Raw genomic sequence first — 16,711 nt, forward strand, 5'->3', positions numbered from 1 at the left:
GGGGACCCGGCTTGCGCTGCAGGCAAATAAAAACCCCGCTAGTCCATAGGACTAGCGGGGTTTTCAATGGTGGGCGTGGCAAGGATTGAACTTGCGACCCCTGCGATGTCAACACAGTGCTCTACCACTGAGCTACACGCCCGCCGGAGGGCTCCACTAGCCGCGCTCTTCGCGGCGTGCAAGCCCTCAATGCATGCCCGTCACATTATCCATCTCGAACAGCCGATCCACCTCCGCGACCAGGTCGCGCAGGTGGAAGGGTTTGGACAATACGCGTGCCTGCGGCATCGCCCGGCCGGCCTTAAGCGTGACCGCCGCGAAGCCGGTAATGAACATCACGCGCAGGTTCGCGCACATCTCGCCCGCCTTCTGCGCGAGCTCGATGCCGTCCATTTCGGGCATCACGATATCGGTCAGCAACAAATCGAAGGTCTCGGTTTCGAGCAGCGGGATCGCCGCAGTCCCCCGATCGACCGCCGTCACGGCGTAGCCCGAGCGTTCCAGCGCGCGCGTGAGATACTCGCGCATGACCTGATCGTCCTCGGCCAACAATATTCGCAACATCGATCCTAAGTCCTGGTTTCACGCCTACATTTCGATGAAGGCTCTACGCCGAAATTGGTTAACATTTCCAGGCCGATTGCCGTCGCCGGGCGCGACCTCTAGCGTGGGGCGATGCATCTTTCCTCCTTCGAGCGCCTGGGCGCGATGCCGCCTGTGAGCCCGGTGGTGCTGTCGGTCCCGCATGCGGGGCGTGATTATCCGCTCGCGTTGAAATCTGCCTTGCGCGTACCGCTGGCGGGGTTGCTCCCGCTCGAGGACCGTCTTGTCGATGCGGTGGCACGCGCCGCGCGGACCGACCAGACGGCTATCGTCCAGACCCGCGCGCGCGCCTGGATCGACCTTAACCGGCGCGAGGACGAGCGTGATCCGTTGCTCGACGAAGGCGCACCGACGACCCCGCTCGCCCAGCAATCCGCCAAGCTCCGAAGCGGTCTGGGCCTTGTCCCACGCCGGGCATCGGGCGCGGGCGACCTGTGGGCGCGCCGGTTTACCGACGCGGACGTCACCGCGCGGATCGTAGGCGATCATCGTCCCTTTCACGACGCACTGGCCGCAGCGCTCAAGGCAGCACACGACCGATTCGGCGTGGCCGTGTTGCTGGACGTGCATTCGATGCCACCGCTCGCGCCGGGCGGATCACGAATCGTTCTCGGCGATCGGTTTGGCCATGCCGCCGCACCACGCTTCGTCGAACGGATCGAAGCGACGTGCACCGCGCGGGGTTTTTCGACGGCGATCAACGTACCCTATGCGGGCGGCCATATCCTCGAGCGTCACGCGCGTCCGGCCGCGAACGTCCATGCGGTCCAGTTCGAGCTGGACCGCACGCTGTATCTGGATCGCAAGCTGTACGCGCCCGGTGCCGGATTCGCCCGCGTCGTCGATCTACTGCGCGCGGTATTGGCCGCGCTGACCGACGAAGCCTTGTCCATCCCGTCGGCCGCCGCCGCCGAATAGCCCGCGCCTAACCGATCGCCGCGTCCAGCAGTTCCTCGATCCGGCCCGCCCGTTCGACCGGGTCGGCGATACTCTCGGTGGCAATCCATCGACCGTTCTTGTCGACCAGATCCTCGGTCGGCTTCGCAGCGGTTCGGTTGTATGGGGTAAGCGCGATCGCGGCCGGCCCCGCGTCGATCCGTCGAATCTCTGCTGTCCGGGCGAGCATGCGGATGCGCGCAACCTGTAACAGGCGATGTGCAGACTCCGGCAGGCTTCCGAAACGGTCTTCCAGCTCAGCCTCGAACAGGTCGAGCTCTGCGATGCTCTCGAGCCGAGCGAGCCGCCCATAGAGCGACAGCCTGATCTCGATTTCGGGAATCCACGTCTCGGGCAGGCTCCCTCCTAATTCCAGATGCAGTTCCGGAGACCAATCATCCTGGACGAGTTCGCCGTCGTGCTCGATCCGCGCCAGCCGAAGGGCACGGCCGAACAGGTGCTGGTACAGGTCTATCCCGATCAGCTTCATGTGTCCGGCTTGCGCCTCACCGACCAGATCGCCGGCACCGCGAAGATCGAGGTCGCGCGCGCTGATCGCGAAGCCGGCGCCCAGCCGATCGAAGGCCTGCAGCGTCCGCAATCGCTTGAGGGTAGAATCTGCAATCGTCGCTTCGCCGTCGGTGAGCAGCATAACCTGTCCCCGCCGTCCGCTGCGACCGACCCGTCCTCGCAACTGATGCAGCTGCGACAAGCCAAAACGATCCGCATGATGCACGATCATCGTGTTCGCGCGCGGCACGTCGAGCCCCGCCTCGATGATGTTGGTCGCCAGCAGTACGTCGCCGTCGCCTGCGGCAAACGCCACCATCGCCTCGTCGATTTCACCCGCGGGCATCTTCCCATGCGCCTGAACGACCCCCAGTTCCGGCACCAGCGCGGCGAGTTTGGCGGCGAGTGGCGCCATGTCATCGATCCGCGGCACCACGACGAAGCTCTGTCCCCCTCGCGCGCGCTCGCGTCGCAGCGCGGCACGCACTGTCGCATCGTCGAAGCGCGACACGGCCGTACGGATTGGCTGGCGGCGCGCCGGCGGCGTGGCGATGACCGAGACGCCCTGCAGACCGATCATCGCGGACTGCAGGGTACGCGGGATCGGCGTGGCACTCAGCGTCAGGACATGCCCTGCCCCCAGCGCGTGCAGCTTCGCCTTGTCGGCCGCCCCGAACCGCTGCTCCTCGTCGATCACGACCAGGGCCAGATCCTTGTACGCGACACCTTTGCCGGCGATCGCGCCCGTACCGATCACGACGCCGATCGAACCATCCGCGAGCCCCGCCCGCACGCGCGCCTTTTCCGCGGTACTCGAAAGCCGCGAGAGGCCGGCGACGACAACGCCGCTTCCCTGGAACCGCTGCGCGAAGGTTTCGATATGCTGGCGGACCAGAACCGTCGTCGGCGCCGCGATCGCCACCTGTCGCCCGGCCAGCGCAACCGCCGCCGCAGCGCGTAACGCGACCTCGGTCTTGCCGTAGCCGACATCGCCGATCACCAGTCGGTCCATCGGCTTGCCGCTCGCGAGGTCCGCGAGCGTCGTGGTGATCGCCCGAGCCTGATCGGGCGTCTCGGTGAAGGCGAACCCCGCCGCGAACCGTTCATAGCCGGCGCGGTCGGGCTCGATCGGATCGGTCGTCCGGGCATCACGCTCGACCGCGATCGCCGCCAGATCGCGCGCGCTCTGCGCAATCGCCGCATCGATCGCGCCGCGCCGCTTCTGCCAGGACGAACCGTCCAGCGAGTCGAGCGTCACTGCATCGGCTTCCGCCCCGTATCGCCAGATCCGATCGGCCTCGTGAACCGGCACGAGGCGTCGGCCTTCCTTCGCATATTCCAGGACGATGGCATCGTCGTCGGAATCCGGAAGGGTCTCCAGTCCACGGACCACGCCGATCCCAAAGTCCTCGTGGACGATAACGTCTCCGCACCGCAACTCGCTTTGCAGGCCAACCAGCGTGGATCCACTGCTGGCGATCTCGTCGCCACGCGCTCTGCCGCCCAACAGGTCTCCGCCAGCAACGACTGCGACGCCGTCGACGACGAAGCCCCGGTCGATCGGCGCCACGAGCAGCATTGCGGTTCCGGGTTTGGCCGTCAGCACGTCGGCCCAGCCTTCGATCGGCACGAACGCCGTCTTCAATGCGCGTTCGAGCCGCGGTTGCAGGAAGCGCAGATCGCGCCGCGACCCGACGACGAGCAGGCGCCCGTCTGCAAGAACGTCCTTGGCGAACCGTGCGAATGCTCGGGTCGGATCGCGACGTTCGACGAACCTGGGCGTCATCGCATCCGAGGATGCGAAAGAGACGGCCTCGCGCTTGCCTGTTTCTGCTGCCCAAGCCTTGTCGTCGAGCAGATCCGAGGCTGCACGACGGCGCGGCAACCCGTCCGCAGCGATGGCAAGGAACCGACTACGTCGTTTTGACGCCTCACGATCGAACGCGATCGCTGCGTCGGGTAGATGCGTGAGGAGCGAGACGCCCTTCTCGACCACCGGCTCGGTCGCTCGCCCGATTTCAACCACCTCGACGTCACCCTGGCCGAGTTGCGAGACCGGGTCATATTCGCGCAGGCCAGTGATCTTGCCGTCGGCAAACTCGATGCGGACAGGGTTTTCACGGTCCGCCGGGAACACGTCGATGACGCCGCCGCGCACCGCGATCTCTCCGGGTTCGTCGACCCGGTCATCCGTGAGGTAACCGATGTCTGCCGCGATCTCGGCAAAGGCGTCGGCATCAAGCGGATCGCCGACCGCCAGCCGCGGCGGAGCCATATCGAACATCTCCGGCGACGGATAGCGCACCGCGGTCGCCTCCGCCGTCGTTACCATCAGGATAGAGCCAGACGTATTCTGGATCGCCTCGCGCAGTCGCCGCAATGCCTCGACCCGACGCCCCACGTTGGCGGGCGACGCCGGCGCATCATCACCTGGCAAGGCATCGCTCGACGGCACGTGTACGACGGTCGCATTCGGCGCGAGCGCAGTCGCGATTGCAGCGATCTCGGTCGCGCGCTGATCGTCTGCCGCGACGTAGACGAGATTGCCGTCAGACAACCGCTCGACGATCGGTGCGGCCATGGCCGGCGCCTCATTCTCGTGTTCGACTGTTCGACCTACCTGAAGCACCGATACGCATCCTTCTTTCGAGGATGAACGTGGTTCTCGGCGTACGCGTTCCGGCAGTGCTATCCTCGATCAGTCATTTCGATCACCATTCGAACGACCCGACGACGTCACGTTTGCCGACCAGGAACGCATCCGCCACGAGGCGTAGCGGAGTCACGTCGACATCGCTCGACCGCGATCGCACGAGGTTCGCGAACCTCGCGTAGAGACGCGGATACTCGGCGTCCGGCGCCTCCGTGATCGCGCCGTCGATGTCCAGTATAGATCCGCCCATCCGCAACGTCAGCGTGCCGCCATCGGTATCCACCACGATGTCCCATTGCTGCGGGCCTTCATGAAGAAAATCGAACGTCGCCGTAACCGGAACGGCGCCGCAGGTCAGGCTCAGGTCCGCATAAAGCGGGGACATACGCCCTTCCGGCACGCGCAGATCCGCGCGTTGCACCCCCCAGTCCCCGGGCAGGATCGCGGTTGCGATCGAGAGGGCGTTGATACCGGGATCGAACACGCCGAACCCGCCGGCTTCCAGGATCCAGTCCTGTCCCGGATGCCAGCGACGAATATCCTCACGCCAGTCGATGGTCACGCGCTCGACCGCGCGACCGGTCAGCCACGCTCCCGCGGCCTCGACGCCTGCCGCCTCGCGCGAATGCCAGGTGGCAAACAGCGTCCGCTTCGCAGCGATGGCATGCGCCTCGATCCGGGCGATCTCCGACAAGGTCGCCGCGGGTGGCTTTTCCATCATCACGTCCAGCCCGGCATCGATCGCCGCCATCGCAATCGACGCCCGCCCCATCGGTGGCGTGCAGATCGACACGGCATCCAGCGCATGGCCAGCCGCGAGCAATTCGCCGATATCATGGTAGTTAGGCAAACCATCAACCACCGCGTTACGGCTGACCGCGGCCACGAGCTCGAACCGCGGGTCTCGTGCGATGGCGGGTAGATGCTGGTCTCGGGCGATCTTGCCGACGCCGATTATGGCCAGTCGGATCGGCCGGTCAGACGACACATCATTAGCCATACGAAACCTCATTTATCTTACATATACATTGTAACGCGTGGCCGGGGCGCTATCAACACGTTAACACCTAACCCGACCGAGCGCGGAAATCCCGCTCCGTCAACGGTTTGCAACGGAGCGGACGACATGACTGACAAGATCGACACCGGCTCGACTGGCCATAGTCAGAGCGGATTGCGATCGCGCGCATGGTTCGACGACCCGAGCAACCCCGACATGACCGCGCTCTACATCGAGCGCTACCTGAATTACGGACTCAGTCTCGAAGAGCTTCAGTCGAACCGGCCGATCATCGGGATTGCCCAGACCGGTAGCGATCTGGCGCCCTGCAACCGCCATCACCTTGTCCTCGCACAGCGTGTCAGGGACGGTATCCGCGACGCCGGCGGTATTCCGATCGAGTTTCCGATCCACCCGATCCAGGAGACCGGCAAGCGTCCGACTGCCGGGCTCGACCGCAACCTCGCATATCTCAGCCTGGTCGAGGTGTTGCACGGCTATCCGATCGATGGCGTCGTGTTGACGATCGGTTGCGACAAGACCACGCCGGCGTGCCTGATGGCGGCGGCAACCGTCAACATTCCGGCGATCGCGCTGTCCGTCGGACCGATGCTCAACGGCAATTACAATGGCCAGCGGACCGGCTCGGGCACGATCGTCTGGAAGGCGCGCGAATTGCTCGCGGCCGGCGAAATCGATTACAAGGGCTTCATCGCGCTGGTCGCCTCGTCCGCGCCGTCGACCGGATTCTGCAACACGATGGGCACCGCGACGACGATGAATTCGCTGTGCGAGGCGCTCGGCATGTCGTTGCCGGGATCGGCGGCGATCCCCGCGCCGCACCGCGACCGTCAAGAATGTGCCTGGGAGACGGGCCGGCGGATCGTCGAGATGGTGGCCGCCAACCGCCGCCCCTCCGACGTGCTCACGCGGCAGGCCTTCCTCAACGCGATCCGCGTCAATTCGGCGATCGGCGGATCGACCAACGCCCCGATCCACCTCAACGCGATCGCGCGCCATGTCGGCGTCGAGCTTACGCTGGAGGACTGGGAGAACCATGGCGCGGACGTGCCTTTCATCGTCAACCTTCAACCCGCCGGCGAATATCTTGGCGAGGATTTCTACCGCGCGGGCGGCGTGCCGGCGGTGATGGGGCAATTGCTGGCGAAGGGCATGATCGACGGCTCCGTGCTGACCGTGAACGGCAAGACGGTCGAGGAGAATATCGGCGGGCAGACCACGCGCGATGTGGACGTCATCCGGTTGCTCGATGCGCCGTTGCTCGCCAATGCCGGGCTCACGGTCCTGCGCGGCAACATGTTCGACGCGGCGGTGATGAAGCTGAGCGTCGTGTCGGACCAGTTCCGCGAGATGTACCTCAGCAATCCCGATGATCCCGAGGCGTTCGAAGCGACTGCAGTCGTGTTCGACGGTCCGGAAGATTATCACAAGCGGATCGACGATCCCGCGCTGGGTATCGACGAAAGCTGCATCCTGGTGATGCGCGGTACCGGGCCGATCGGCTATCCGGGCGGCGCTGAGGTCGTCAACATGCGACCGCCCGCAGCGTTGATCCGCGCCGGGATCCACGCGCTGCCGTGTCTCGGCGACGGGCGCCAGTCGGGCACGAGCGGCAGTCCGTCGATCCTCAATGCCTCGCCCGAAGCCGCGGCGGGCGGCAACCTCGCGTTGCTGCAGACCGGCGACCGCATCCGCATCGACCTGCGTGCCAACCGTGCGGACATGCTGGTCGACGGTGCCGAGCTGGCGCGCCGTCGTGCCGCCGTGGATGCGGACGGGTATTTCTTCCCCGTGTCGCAAACCCCGTGGCAGGAAATTCACCGCGACATCGTCGGCCAGTTCGACGGCGGCGCAGTGATCGAGAGCGCGGTGAAGTATCAGCGCATCGCCGAGAAGGGTCTTCCCCGCGACAGCCATTAATCCGCCGGCTTGCCGATCATCGACGCTTCGTCATTCCCGGCCCCCGGGATGACGGAGCGTGGCGGAGATCTACGCGCCTATTCTTCGCCGATCAGCGTCAGCACGTCGCCGATGATCCGGGTCATGGCCACTTTCGCCGCGGCCGGATCGCGTGCGATGATCGCATCGGCCACCGCGGCGTGGTCGGCGATATTGGCCGAACGCCCCTTGATCCGGTTGGTGAAGCGGATCGAGGTGCGCAGCGCCGTTGCGACCACCGACTGAAACTGCGCGTAGAACGGATTCTTCGAGGCGCGCATGATCGCCACGTGGAACGCGATATCGGCCTCCAGCGGGTCGGTCAGCCCCGCCTCTCCCGCTTCCATCTGCTCCAGCCCACTGCGGATCGCCCGGACGTCGTCAGCGTCGCCGTACCGCGCCGCCAGCGCCGCCGCCTCGGGCTCGATTGCGACGCGCAACTGGTTGAAATGCCGCAGCAGTTCGACCGAGAATTTGCGCTCCAGCGTCCACCGCAGCACGTCGGTATCGAACAGGTTCCAGGAACTGGCCGGCTGCACCACGGTCCCCTGCCGCGGGCGAGCGCTGACGAGGCCCTTGGCCGTCAGCATCTTCACCGCCTCGCGAGTCACCGATCGGCTTACGCCGTGGGTCTTGGCGATCTCGGCTTCGGTCGGGAACGGACGGCTTTCATAACGCCCGGTCACGATCGCACGACCCAGCGTATCGAGCATGCCATGCGTAAGGTTGCGCCCGGAGATCGCGAGCACCGGGTAGATTTCGGAATCTGTCAAATCAGTAACCATCGGTGGATGGTTCTGACGCAATACGACGACGCTGTCACCCTGCCAAGCGACACGCTGGACATTAGATATTTGTCGTATAAATATTGGTCGCCGGGCCATCTTCTAGGCTAACCGGATGGAAGAGGAACCGCATGAGCCTGTCCGGCATCGATCTGATCGTCGTCATCGTCTACGCGATCGGCATATTTGGCCTCGCGCAATGGGTATCGCGCGACAAGGGCGGCAAGGCGAAGGACAGCTCCGACTATTTCCTCGCGTCGAAATCGCTGCCGTGGTGGGCGATCGGCGCGTCGCTGATCGCGGCCAACATCTCCGCCGAGCAGATCGTGGGCATGGCCGGCTCCGGCTATGCGATCGGCCTCGCGATCGCCTCGTACGAGTGGATGGCGGCGCTGACGCTGCTGGTCGTCGGCAAGTTCTTCCTGCCGATCTTCCTGCGCAACGAGATCTACACGATGCCGCAGTTCCTCGAACAGCGCTACGGCCCGTCGATCCGCACGCTGATGGCGGTCTTCTGGCTTGGCCTTTACGTGTTCGTGAACCTTACCTCGATCATCTGGCTCGGCTCGATCGCGGTCAACCAGGTCGCCGGGATCAACCAGGACATGGCGCTGATCGGGCTCGGCCTGTTCGCGCTGCTGTACCAGTTGAAGGGTGGCCTCAAGGCGGTCGCGCTCACCGATATCGTCCAGGTCACGCTGCTGGTCGTCGGCGGGCTGATCGTCTCCGCACTGGCGCTGCGCGAACTCGGCGGCGACACCGGCATGATCGGCGGCTTCTACCGGCTGACGAGCCAGGCGCCCGAGCATTTCCACATGATCCTGTCGAAAGACAATGCGTTCTACAAGGACCTGCCGGGCATCTCGGTGCTGGTCGGCGGGATGTGGATCGCGAACCTGAGCTATTGGGGCTTCAACCAGTACATCATCCAGCGCGCGCTGGCCGCCAAGTCGCTCGGCGAGGCGCAGAAGGGCATCGTGTTCGCGGCGTTCCTGAAACTGCTGATGCCGCTGGTGATCGTCCTGCCAGGCATCGCCGCGGTGATCCTCGCGCCCGGTCTCGCCAAGCCGGACCAGGCCTATCCGACGATGATGCGCCTGCTGCCCCCCGGCCTGCTCGGGCTGGTCTTCGCGGCGCTGATCGCGGCGATCGTGGCGTCGACCGCATCGAAGATCAACTCGATCGCGACGATCTTCACGCTCGATCTCTACGCCAAGCGCCGCGGCGCCACGTCGATCGCCGAGGACGGTTCGACCGTGGTCGCCGATCCGGCGGTCGAGCGTAACCTCGTCAAGGTCGGCCGGATCGCGGCAGCGGTCGCGATCGTGCTGGCGATGATCACCGCGCGGCCGTTGCTCGGCAAGTCGGACCAGGCGTTCCAGTATATCCAGGAATATACCGGGTTCTTCACGCCCGGCATCGTCGTGATCTTCATGCTCGGGCTGTTCTGGAAGCGCGCGACCGAGGCCGGCGCTCTGATCGCCGCGGTCGCATCGTTCGCGATCTCGCTGCTGCTGAAATACGCTGCGCCGGAAATTCCGTTCATGAACCGGATGCTGATCGCGTTCGTGATCGCGCTGGCACTGGCGGTGATCGCCTCGCTGGTTCGCCCGCAATCGAGCGCGGCCAACCGCATCGTCACGGGTGACGTCGACTATACGACGACCCGCGGGTTCAATATCGCAGCGGTAGGCGTGGTGATGATCCTCGTCGCTCTCTACGCAACGTGGTGGTGAGAATGCGTTCGTTCATCGCCGTCGACTGGGGCACGACCAACCGCCGCGCGTTCCTGATCGAGGAGGGCAAGATCGTCGCGACGGAGCGTGACGATCGCGGTGCGGCGAACGTCGCGGCGGCTGACTACGAGGCCGAAGTCGCCGGCATACGCGAACGGCTCGGCGACCTGCCGATGCTGCTCGCCGGGATGGTCGGATCGAACATCGGCTGGCGCAGTGTCCCCTATGTCGCTGCGCCCGCCGGACTTGCCGAGATCGCCACGGCGCTCGACCGGATCGACGACCGCACCGCGATCGTGCCGGGGCTGTCGTACCGTGACGGGCTGAACGCGGACGTCATGCGCGGCGAGGAGGTCCAGCTGCTCGGCGCCGTCGCGGCGGCGTTGGTGCCCGCAGACGCGTTGCTCTGCCAGCCCGGCACGCACTGCAAATGGGCGACGGTCGAGGACGGCAGGATCACGCGGTTCACCACCGCCATGACCGGCGAAATCTTCGCGCTGCTTCGTGCGCACGGCGTGCTGTCACGCCAACTCGGCCATCCGGTCGAGCCGGGCGCTGCCTTCCTCGAGGGCGTCGCGGAAGGCGCCAAACGCGATCTCGCTGCCAGCCTGTTCGCCATCAGGGCGCGCGGCGTCCTCGGTCTTGCCGACAACGCGCACGCCGCCTCGTTCGCCAGCGGCCTGCTGATCGGTGCGGATACCGCCGCCCGGATTACAGCGGGCGCAACCGTCCACATCCTCGCCGATGCGGCACTCGGCGCACTCTATGCCAGCGCGATCGATGCACTTGGCGGCCGGTCTCACCATATCGATAGTCAGGCCGCGTTCGTGGCCGGCATCACCCGCATCCAGGATCTCGCCGCATGACCAACCACCGCCAAGCCTTTGACGACGCCTTTGCCAAATGCCCGCTGATCGCGATCCTGCGCGGCGTGAAGCCCGACGAGGTCGAGGCGATCGGCGAAGCGCTGGTCGAAGCAGGCTTCACGATCCTCGAAGTGCCGATGAACTCGCCCGAACCGCTCGACAGCATCGCCCGGCTGGCGCGAACGCTGAGGGGTCGCGCAGTCGTCGGTGCGGGCACGGTGTTGCGCGTGGAAGACGTCGAGGCGGTCGGCGCGGCAGGCGGTACGCTGATCATCGCGCCGAACGCAAACACGCGCGTAATCGCGGCAGCGGCGGAACGCGGCTATGTCGCACTCCCCGGCATCGCCACGCCGACCGAGGCGTTCGCGGCGCTCGAAGCAGGCGCAGCGGCGTTGAAGCTGTTCCCCGCCGAGGCCGCGAGCCCGGCCGTGCTGAAGGCGATGCGCGCGGTGTTGCCGAAGGACACGCGCGTGCTGCCGGTCGGTGGCGTCGTGCCGGAGATCATGGCGGAGTGGCGCAAAGCGGGCGCCGCCGGCTTCGGCCTGGGCTCCGCGCTCTATGCGCCAGGGATGACCGCGGCCGACGTCAGCGCACGAGCGCGCGGATTTATCGAAGCATTGCAGGCGTAACCCTACGGCTACTGCCTTGGCACCGTCACTGGCACTGGCACTGGCACTGGCAACGGCAACGGCAACGGCAACGGCAACGGCACTAGTGGTACTCGCACGGCTAGAACTGGCACCGGCACCGGTCGGTTCTGCGCTAGCACTCGTTGCACTGGCACTACGGCAACCGCAGCCACACACCTCGCCAACCCCGCCCGTCACCCCAGCGAAAGCTGGGGTCTTTTGGTTCGGGTCTCCCGCCCGCTTACCGGGATACCCCAGCTTTCGCTGGGGTGAGGGAATGTGGTGAGTGGCGGCGGCGGTGGCACGGTCGCAGTCTCGCGGCGGCTTGGCGTCGCGGTCGCAGTCGAGCGGTGGCGCGGTGGCGCGGTGGCGCGGTGGCGCGGTGGCGCGGTGGCGCGGTGGCGCGGTGGCGCGGTGGCGCGGTGGCGGCGTCGCAGTGGAGAATGACGATCCATAGCGTAAGACGATGTACGTCGGTGATGCATCAAATGGTCCGCAAGGCCCAGGTTCCCCCCGCTATCGTCTTCGCGGCACGTTGCGGTTAGGGGAACTTGATGATGTTCGCCGACCAGGAACGAGACCTCGCCACGCTGGCCGCCGCCGACCGGTATCGATCGCTCCGACCACGTACGGGCGTCGACTTCGCCTCGAACGACTATCTTGGGCTCGCCGGATCGGACCGACTGCGGGCTGCGATGATCGAGGCTTTGGCGCGCGGCGTACCGGTCGGCTCGGGCGGCTCGCGGTTGCTGCGCGGGAATGCGCCCGAGCACGAGTCGCTTGAGGCGGAGGCGGCACGGTTCTTCGAGACCGAGGCGGCGTTGTTCTTTGCGAGCGGCTATATCGCCAACACGATCCTGTTCGCGACGTTGCCGCAGCGCGGCGACCTGATCGTCCACGACGCCCTGATCCATGCGAGCGCACACGAGGGCATGCGACTGACGCGAGCGACCTGCGCCAGCGCGGCGCATAACGACGCTGATGCGTTCGAAGATGCAATCGCGCACTGGCGCGCGGGCGGCGGCGCCGGTCGCGTATGGATCGCGGTCGAGAGCCTTTACAGCATGGACGGCGACCAGGCACCGCTCGCCGACCTCGCGCGCGTCGCGGATCGCCACGACGCGATTTTGCTGATCGACGAAGCGCACGCGACCGGGGTGTTCGGTACCGATGGGCGCGGGTTGGCCGAAGGGCTCGACGGGCGCGAGAACGTCATCACCTTGCGCACCTGCGGCAAGGCGCTCGGCTGCGAGGGTGCGCTGCTATGTGGCCCCGCGGTCATGCGCGAGTTCATCGTCAATCGTGGCCGCGGGTTCATCTTCTCGACAGCCCCGTCGCCGCTGATGGCGCTGGCGGTCGGCGAGGCGTTGCGGATCGTTGTCGACGAACCGGCGCGTCGGGACCGGCTTTGGGATCTGATCGCGGCGGCCGAGCGCGTGCTCGCGCCGTACGGTGTGGCGGCGACCGGGTCGCAGATCCTGCCGCTGGTGCTCGGCGATGCCGCGACGACGATGCGCGTCGCAGGCGCGATCCAGGCGGCCGGGTTCGACGTGCGCGGTATCCGCCCGCCGACTGTGCCCGAAGGGACGTCGCGGTTGCGGATATCATTGACGCTGAACGCGACGCTAGCCGATATCGATGCTTTGGGCGAGGTCATGGAAAAGGCGCTGCAATGACGATCATCGTCACCGGAACGGACACCGATATCGGCAAGACAGTGTTCGCCGCCGGCCTGACTACAGCGCTCGGCGCGCGCTACTGGAAGCCGGTGCAGGCCGGTCTCGCGGACGGCAGCGATGCGGCTTCGGTCGCGGCGCTCGGCGTCCCCGCAGACCGCGTCCTACCCGAGGCATACCGGCTGACGACGCCGTGCTCACCACATCTCGCCGCAGAGATCGACGGCGTGACCATCGATCCCGACCGGCTCGCGCTGCCCGAAGTCGAAGGGCCGCTGGTGGTCGAGGGCGCAGGCGGCGTGATGGTGCCAGTGACGCGCGACCTGATCTTCGCGGACCTGTTCGCGCGTTGGGGAAAGCCGGTCGTGCTCGTCGCCCGCACCGGTCTCGGCACCATCAACCACAGCGTGCTGTCGATCGAAGCGCTGCGCAGTCGCGGCGTGCCGATCCTCGGCATCGCGTTCGTTGGCGACGCGGTCGAGGATAGCGAGGCGATCATCGCCGCGCTCGGGAAGGTCCGCCGGCTCGGCCGCCTGCCCCGCCTCGATCCGCTGAACGCCGCGACCCTGGCCGAGGCGTTCGCTGCGAATTTCGACCTGGAGGCATTCCGGTGATCGACTCTCCCGTCTGGCATCCCTTTACGCAGCACGGCCTGCACGAGCCGATTCCGCTCGTCACGCATGCCGAGGGCGCGGCGCTCTACACCTCGGACGGGCGGCGGATCGTCGATGCGATCTCGTCCTGGTGGGTCACCACGCATGGCCACGCCAACCCGAAGATCATGGCCGCGATCGCCGGACAGGCCAGCAAGCTCGACCAGATCATCTTCGCCGGCTGGACGCACCAGCCCGCCGAAGACCTTGCGCGCAGCCTGACCGCGATCATGCCGCCCGAGCTTACGCGCGTGTTCTTCTCGGATTCCGGCTCGACCAGCGTCGAGTGTGCGCTGAAGATGGCGCTCGGCTACTGGCTCGACCGCGGCGAGGATCGCCACCGCATCCTCGTACTCGAACACGGCTATCACGGCGACACGATCGGCGCGATGTCGGTGGGCGCGCGCGGGGTCTACAACCGCGCCTATGCACCGCTGCTGTTCGACGTCGGCACGATACCCTTCCCCGCCGCGGGGCACGAACAGGTGACGCTCGACGCGCTGGAGAAAGCCTGCGCCGCACACCCGGCCGCGTTTATCGTCGAGCCGTTGCTGCTCGGTGCAGGCGGCATGCACATCTACCCGGCGCACATCCTCGCCGAAATGCGACGCATCTGTACCACGCACGGCGTCCTGTTCATCGCCGACGAGGTGATGACCGGCTGGGGCCGCACCGGGACGCTGCTCGCCTGCGAACAGGCAGGCGTGATGCCCGACATTCTTTGCCTGTCGAAGGGCCTGACCGGCGGCGCGATCCCGCTCGCGGTGACGATGGCAACCGAGCCGATCTACCAGGCGCATTACGGCACCGACCGTGCGCGGATGTTCTTCCACTCGTCGAGCTACACCGCCAACCCGATCGCCTGCGCCGCCGCCAATGCGAACCTCACCATCTGGCGCGACGAGCCGGTGCGTGCGCGGATCGCCGACCTCGCCGCCCGCCAGGCTTCGCGACTGGAGGCACTCGCCCAACATCCCCGCATCGCCAACGCGCGCGCGATCGGCACCATCACGGCGGTCGAACTGCGCGGCGAGGACGGCTATCTCGCGCAGATCGGCCCACGGCTGCTCGCGTTCTTCGGCGAGCGCGACCTGCTGCTCCGGCCACTTGGCAACGTCGTGTACGTCATGCCGCCCTATTGCATCGACGACGGCGATCTCGACCGGATCTATGCCGCCATCACGGAAGCCTGTGATACGCTCTGACCGCAATGGGACAGCCCTCGCCAACGTTTTTGCTGCAGTGCAGCAACGAATGCCCTATATGGTACGTTCAGACGTGATCGCGGCCGAGTACGCTTTGCGACGAAAGGCTCGATCTTTGAGAAATATAGCCGAGACCATCGCCCGCATGGCGCGTGCCGGTGCGATGCCTTCTTCCCCTTCGACCGGGGCAAGTCGACTGACACCGATGACCGGTTTCGGGACCAATCCCGGCGCGCTGCTCGGCCACGCGTACATACCCGACGACCTTCCGGCGATGGCGCCGCTGGTAGTGGTGTTGCATGGTTGCACGCAGACCGCCGCCGGCTACGACCAGGGTGCCGGCTGGTCGCAACTCGCCGACCGCGAGGGCTTTGCGCTGCTGTTCCCCGAACAGACGCGCGCGAACAATCCCAATCTCTGCTTCAACTGGTTCGCGTCCGAAGACATCGCGCAAACCGGCGGCGAGGCGGAGTCGATCGCGCAGATGACCGACACGATGATCGCGCGCCACGGTCTCGACCGCCAGCGCGTCTACGTCACCGGCCTGTCGGCGGGCGGCGCGATGACCATGGCGATGCTCGCGACCCGGCCGGACCTGTTCGCGGGCGGCGCGGTGATCGGCGGGCTCGCATACGGCACGGCCACCGGCATGTCGCAGGCGTTCGACCGGATGGGCGGCCATGACCGGTCGAGCGACACCGACCTCGCCGATGCCGTCCGCCGCGGCGCGCGCGGCCATGACGGCCCCTGGCCGACGCTGTCGATCTGGCACGGCACGGCGGATACGACCGTCAGCATCGCCAATGCGGAGACGATCGGTCGCCAGTGGCGGAGCTTGCACGGCGCCGTCGCCACGGTCCGCGAAGACCGGACCGCGTCGCGCACCCGCCGGATCTGGACGGCCGCCGACGGCCGCGACGTCCTCGAAGAATGGATCGTACCCGGCATGGGCCACGGCACCCCGATCGATCCCTCGCGCGGCGACCGGCTGGGCCAGGCGGGACCGTTCATGCTCGACGTCGGCGTATCGAGCACCGCGATGATCGCCAAGTCCTGGGGCTTGGTCACGCCCGTTAAGGTGGACGCCGGTGCGGCGTCGTCCCCCGAGCGGGTTGCCAAGATCGCCATCCCGGATTGCGCTAAGCCGGTCGCGGAGACGCCACCTGCGGCACCGACCGGTATCCAGGCCACGATAGAGACCGCGCTGCGCGCTGCAGGACTGATGCGGTAGAGTTTCAGCAGGACCGTCACCCCAGCGAAAGCTGGGGTCTCCCGTTTGGTGGGCGGCGCGACCCGGAACGGGGAGATCCCAGCTTTCGCTGGGATGACGGGGAGTGGGGTGTCCTCTGTCCGTCCCCTTATTCCTTCCCGACCGATCACACGACTTCGATCCTCCCGTGCAATGCGGGCGGCAGGAGTGACATCCGCTTGTGCCCCTCCGCTACTTCGACCTTACGAGAAGGATGGGTAGCAGTCATCGACTTGCCCAAGAACCGCGGT

14 protein-coding genes and 1 tRNA gene are annotated in these 16,711 nt (G+C 66.4%); 10 read left to right on the top strand and 5 right to left on the bottom strand.

Translation table 11 applies throughout. The annotated features are described in order from the left end of the window. Positions 1–67: 67 nt before the first annotated feature. Together SJY41_RS11935 and cpdR are read right to left on the bottom strand one after the other, a co-directional pair. A tRNA-Val gene (locus SJY41_RS11935) sits at positions 68–142 on the bottom strand. Between the two features lie 44 nt (positions 143–186). Then, positions 187–564: a cell cycle two-component system response regulator CpdR gene (gene cpdR, locus SJY41_RS11940; protein ID WP_380781960.1), complete on the bottom strand. Its 378-nt coding sequence runs from the start codon at positions 562–564 to the stop codon at positions 187–189. 111 nt (positions 565–675) lie between these two features. Between cpdR and SJY41_RS11945 the strand changes: the two genes are divergently transcribed. Further along, positions 676–1,521: an N-formylglutamate amidohydrolase gene (locus tag SJY41_RS11945; protein WP_380781962.1), complete on the top strand. Its 846-nt coding sequence runs from the start codon at positions 676–678 to the stop codon at positions 1,519–1,521. Between the two features lie 7 nt (positions 1,522–1,528). On the opposite strand, the gene SJY41_RS11950 is transcribed toward SJY41_RS11945, so the two are convergent. After that, positions 1,529–4,630 (bottom strand): TRCF domain-containing protein, encoded by a 3,102-nt coding sequence (locus tag SJY41_RS11950; protein WP_380781964.1) that lies wholly within the window; start codon positions 4,628–4,630, stop codon positions 1,529–1,531. 130 nt (positions 4,631–4,760) lie between these two features. Further along, on the bottom strand, positions 4,761–5,702 hold the full coding sequence (locus tag SJY41_RS11955; RefSeq protein ID WP_380781966.1) for a Gfo/Idh/MocA family protein: 942 nt from the start codon (positions 5,700–5,702) through the stop codon (positions 4,761–4,763). Positions 5,703–5,828: 126 nt separating this feature from the next. Between SJY41_RS11955 and SJY41_RS11960 the strand changes: the two genes are divergently transcribed. Then, positions 5,829–7,643, top strand: a complete 1,815-nt coding sequence (locus tag SJY41_RS11960) for an IlvD/Edd family dehydratase (RefSeq protein ID WP_380781968.1) — start codon at positions 5,829–5,831, stop codon at positions 7,641–7,643. A gap of 77 nt (positions 7,644–7,720) precedes the next feature. Here SJY41_RS11960 and SJY41_RS11965 read toward each other — a convergent pair whose 3' ends face one another. Then, entirely contained in the window at positions 7,721–8,374 is a 654-nt protein-coding gene (locus tag SJY41_RS11965; protein ID WP_380784131.1) for a FadR/GntR family transcriptional regulator, read from the bottom strand. Positions 8,375–8,577: 203 nt separating this feature from the next. On the opposite strand from SJY41_RS11965, the gene SJY41_RS11970 reads away from it, so the two are divergent. The 8 genes from SJY41_RS11970 to SJY41_RS12005 all read left to right on the top strand — a co-directional run bounded on the left by SJY41_RS11970 (position 8,578) and on the right by SJY41_RS12005 (position 16,442). Then, a complete protein-coding gene (locus SJY41_RS11970) occupies positions 8,578–10,182 on the top strand; it encodes a sodium/sugar symporter (protein WP_380781970.1) in 1,605 nt (534 codons plus the stop codon). Positions 10,183–10,184: 2 nt separating this feature from the next. Beyond that, positions 10,185–11,048, top strand: coding sequence for a 2-dehydro-3-deoxygalactonokinase (locus SJY41_RS11975; RefSeq protein WP_380781972.1), 864 nt, complete (start codon positions 10,185–10,187; stop codon positions 11,046–11,048). Beyond that, the gene (locus SJY41_RS11980; protein ID WP_380781974.1) at positions 11,045–11,677 is read left to right on the top strand and encodes a 2-dehydro-3-deoxy-6-phosphogalactonate aldolase; all 633 of its coding nucleotides are present in this window, start codon (positions 11,045–11,047) and stop codon (positions 11,675–11,677) included. The genes SJY41_RS11975 and SJY41_RS11980 overlap by 4 nt, the downstream gene beginning before the upstream one ends. A gap of 286 nt (positions 11,678–11,963) precedes the next feature. Next, positions 11,964–12,134: a hypothetical protein gene (locus SJY41_RS11985; RefSeq protein WP_380781976.1), complete on the top strand. Its 171-nt coding sequence runs from the start codon at positions 11,964–11,966 to the stop codon at positions 12,132–12,134. Positions 12,135–12,231: 97 nt separating this feature from the next. Beyond that, positions 12,232–13,353, top strand: a complete 1,122-nt coding sequence (locus tag SJY41_RS11990; protein ID WP_380781978.1) for an 8-amino-7-oxononanoate synthase — start codon at positions 12,232–12,234, stop codon at positions 13,351–13,353. Further along, positions 13,350–13,967, top strand: a complete 618-nt coding sequence (gene bioD, locus SJY41_RS11995) for a dethiobiotin synthase (RefSeq protein WP_380781979.1) — start codon at positions 13,350–13,352, stop codon at positions 13,965–13,967. Before SJY41_RS11990 ends, bioD begins: the two co-directional genes overlap by 4 nt. Next, positions 13,964–15,211 carry an adenosylmethionine--8-amino-7-oxononanoate transaminase gene (locus tag SJY41_RS12000; protein ID WP_380781981.1) on the top strand — a complete coding sequence of 416 codons (1,248 nt, stop codon included), beginning with the start codon at positions 13,964–13,966 and terminating at the stop codon, positions 15,209–15,211. The genes bioD and SJY41_RS12000 overlap by 4 nt, the downstream gene beginning before the upstream one ends. 115 nt (positions 15,212–15,326) lie before the next feature. After that, positions 15,327–16,442 (top strand): alpha/beta hydrolase family esterase, encoded by a 1,116-nt coding sequence (locus tag SJY41_RS12005; RefSeq protein ID WP_380781983.1) that lies wholly within the window; start codon positions 15,327–15,329, stop codon positions 16,440–16,442. The last annotated feature ends 269 nt before the right edge of the window (positions 16,443–16,711 follow it).

Source organism: Sphingomonas sp. R86520 (genome assembly GCF_042466285.1).
In the GTDB taxonomy this organism is placed as follows: domain Bacteria; phylum Pseudomonadota; class Alphaproteobacteria; order Sphingomonadales; family Sphingomonadaceae; genus Sphingomonas.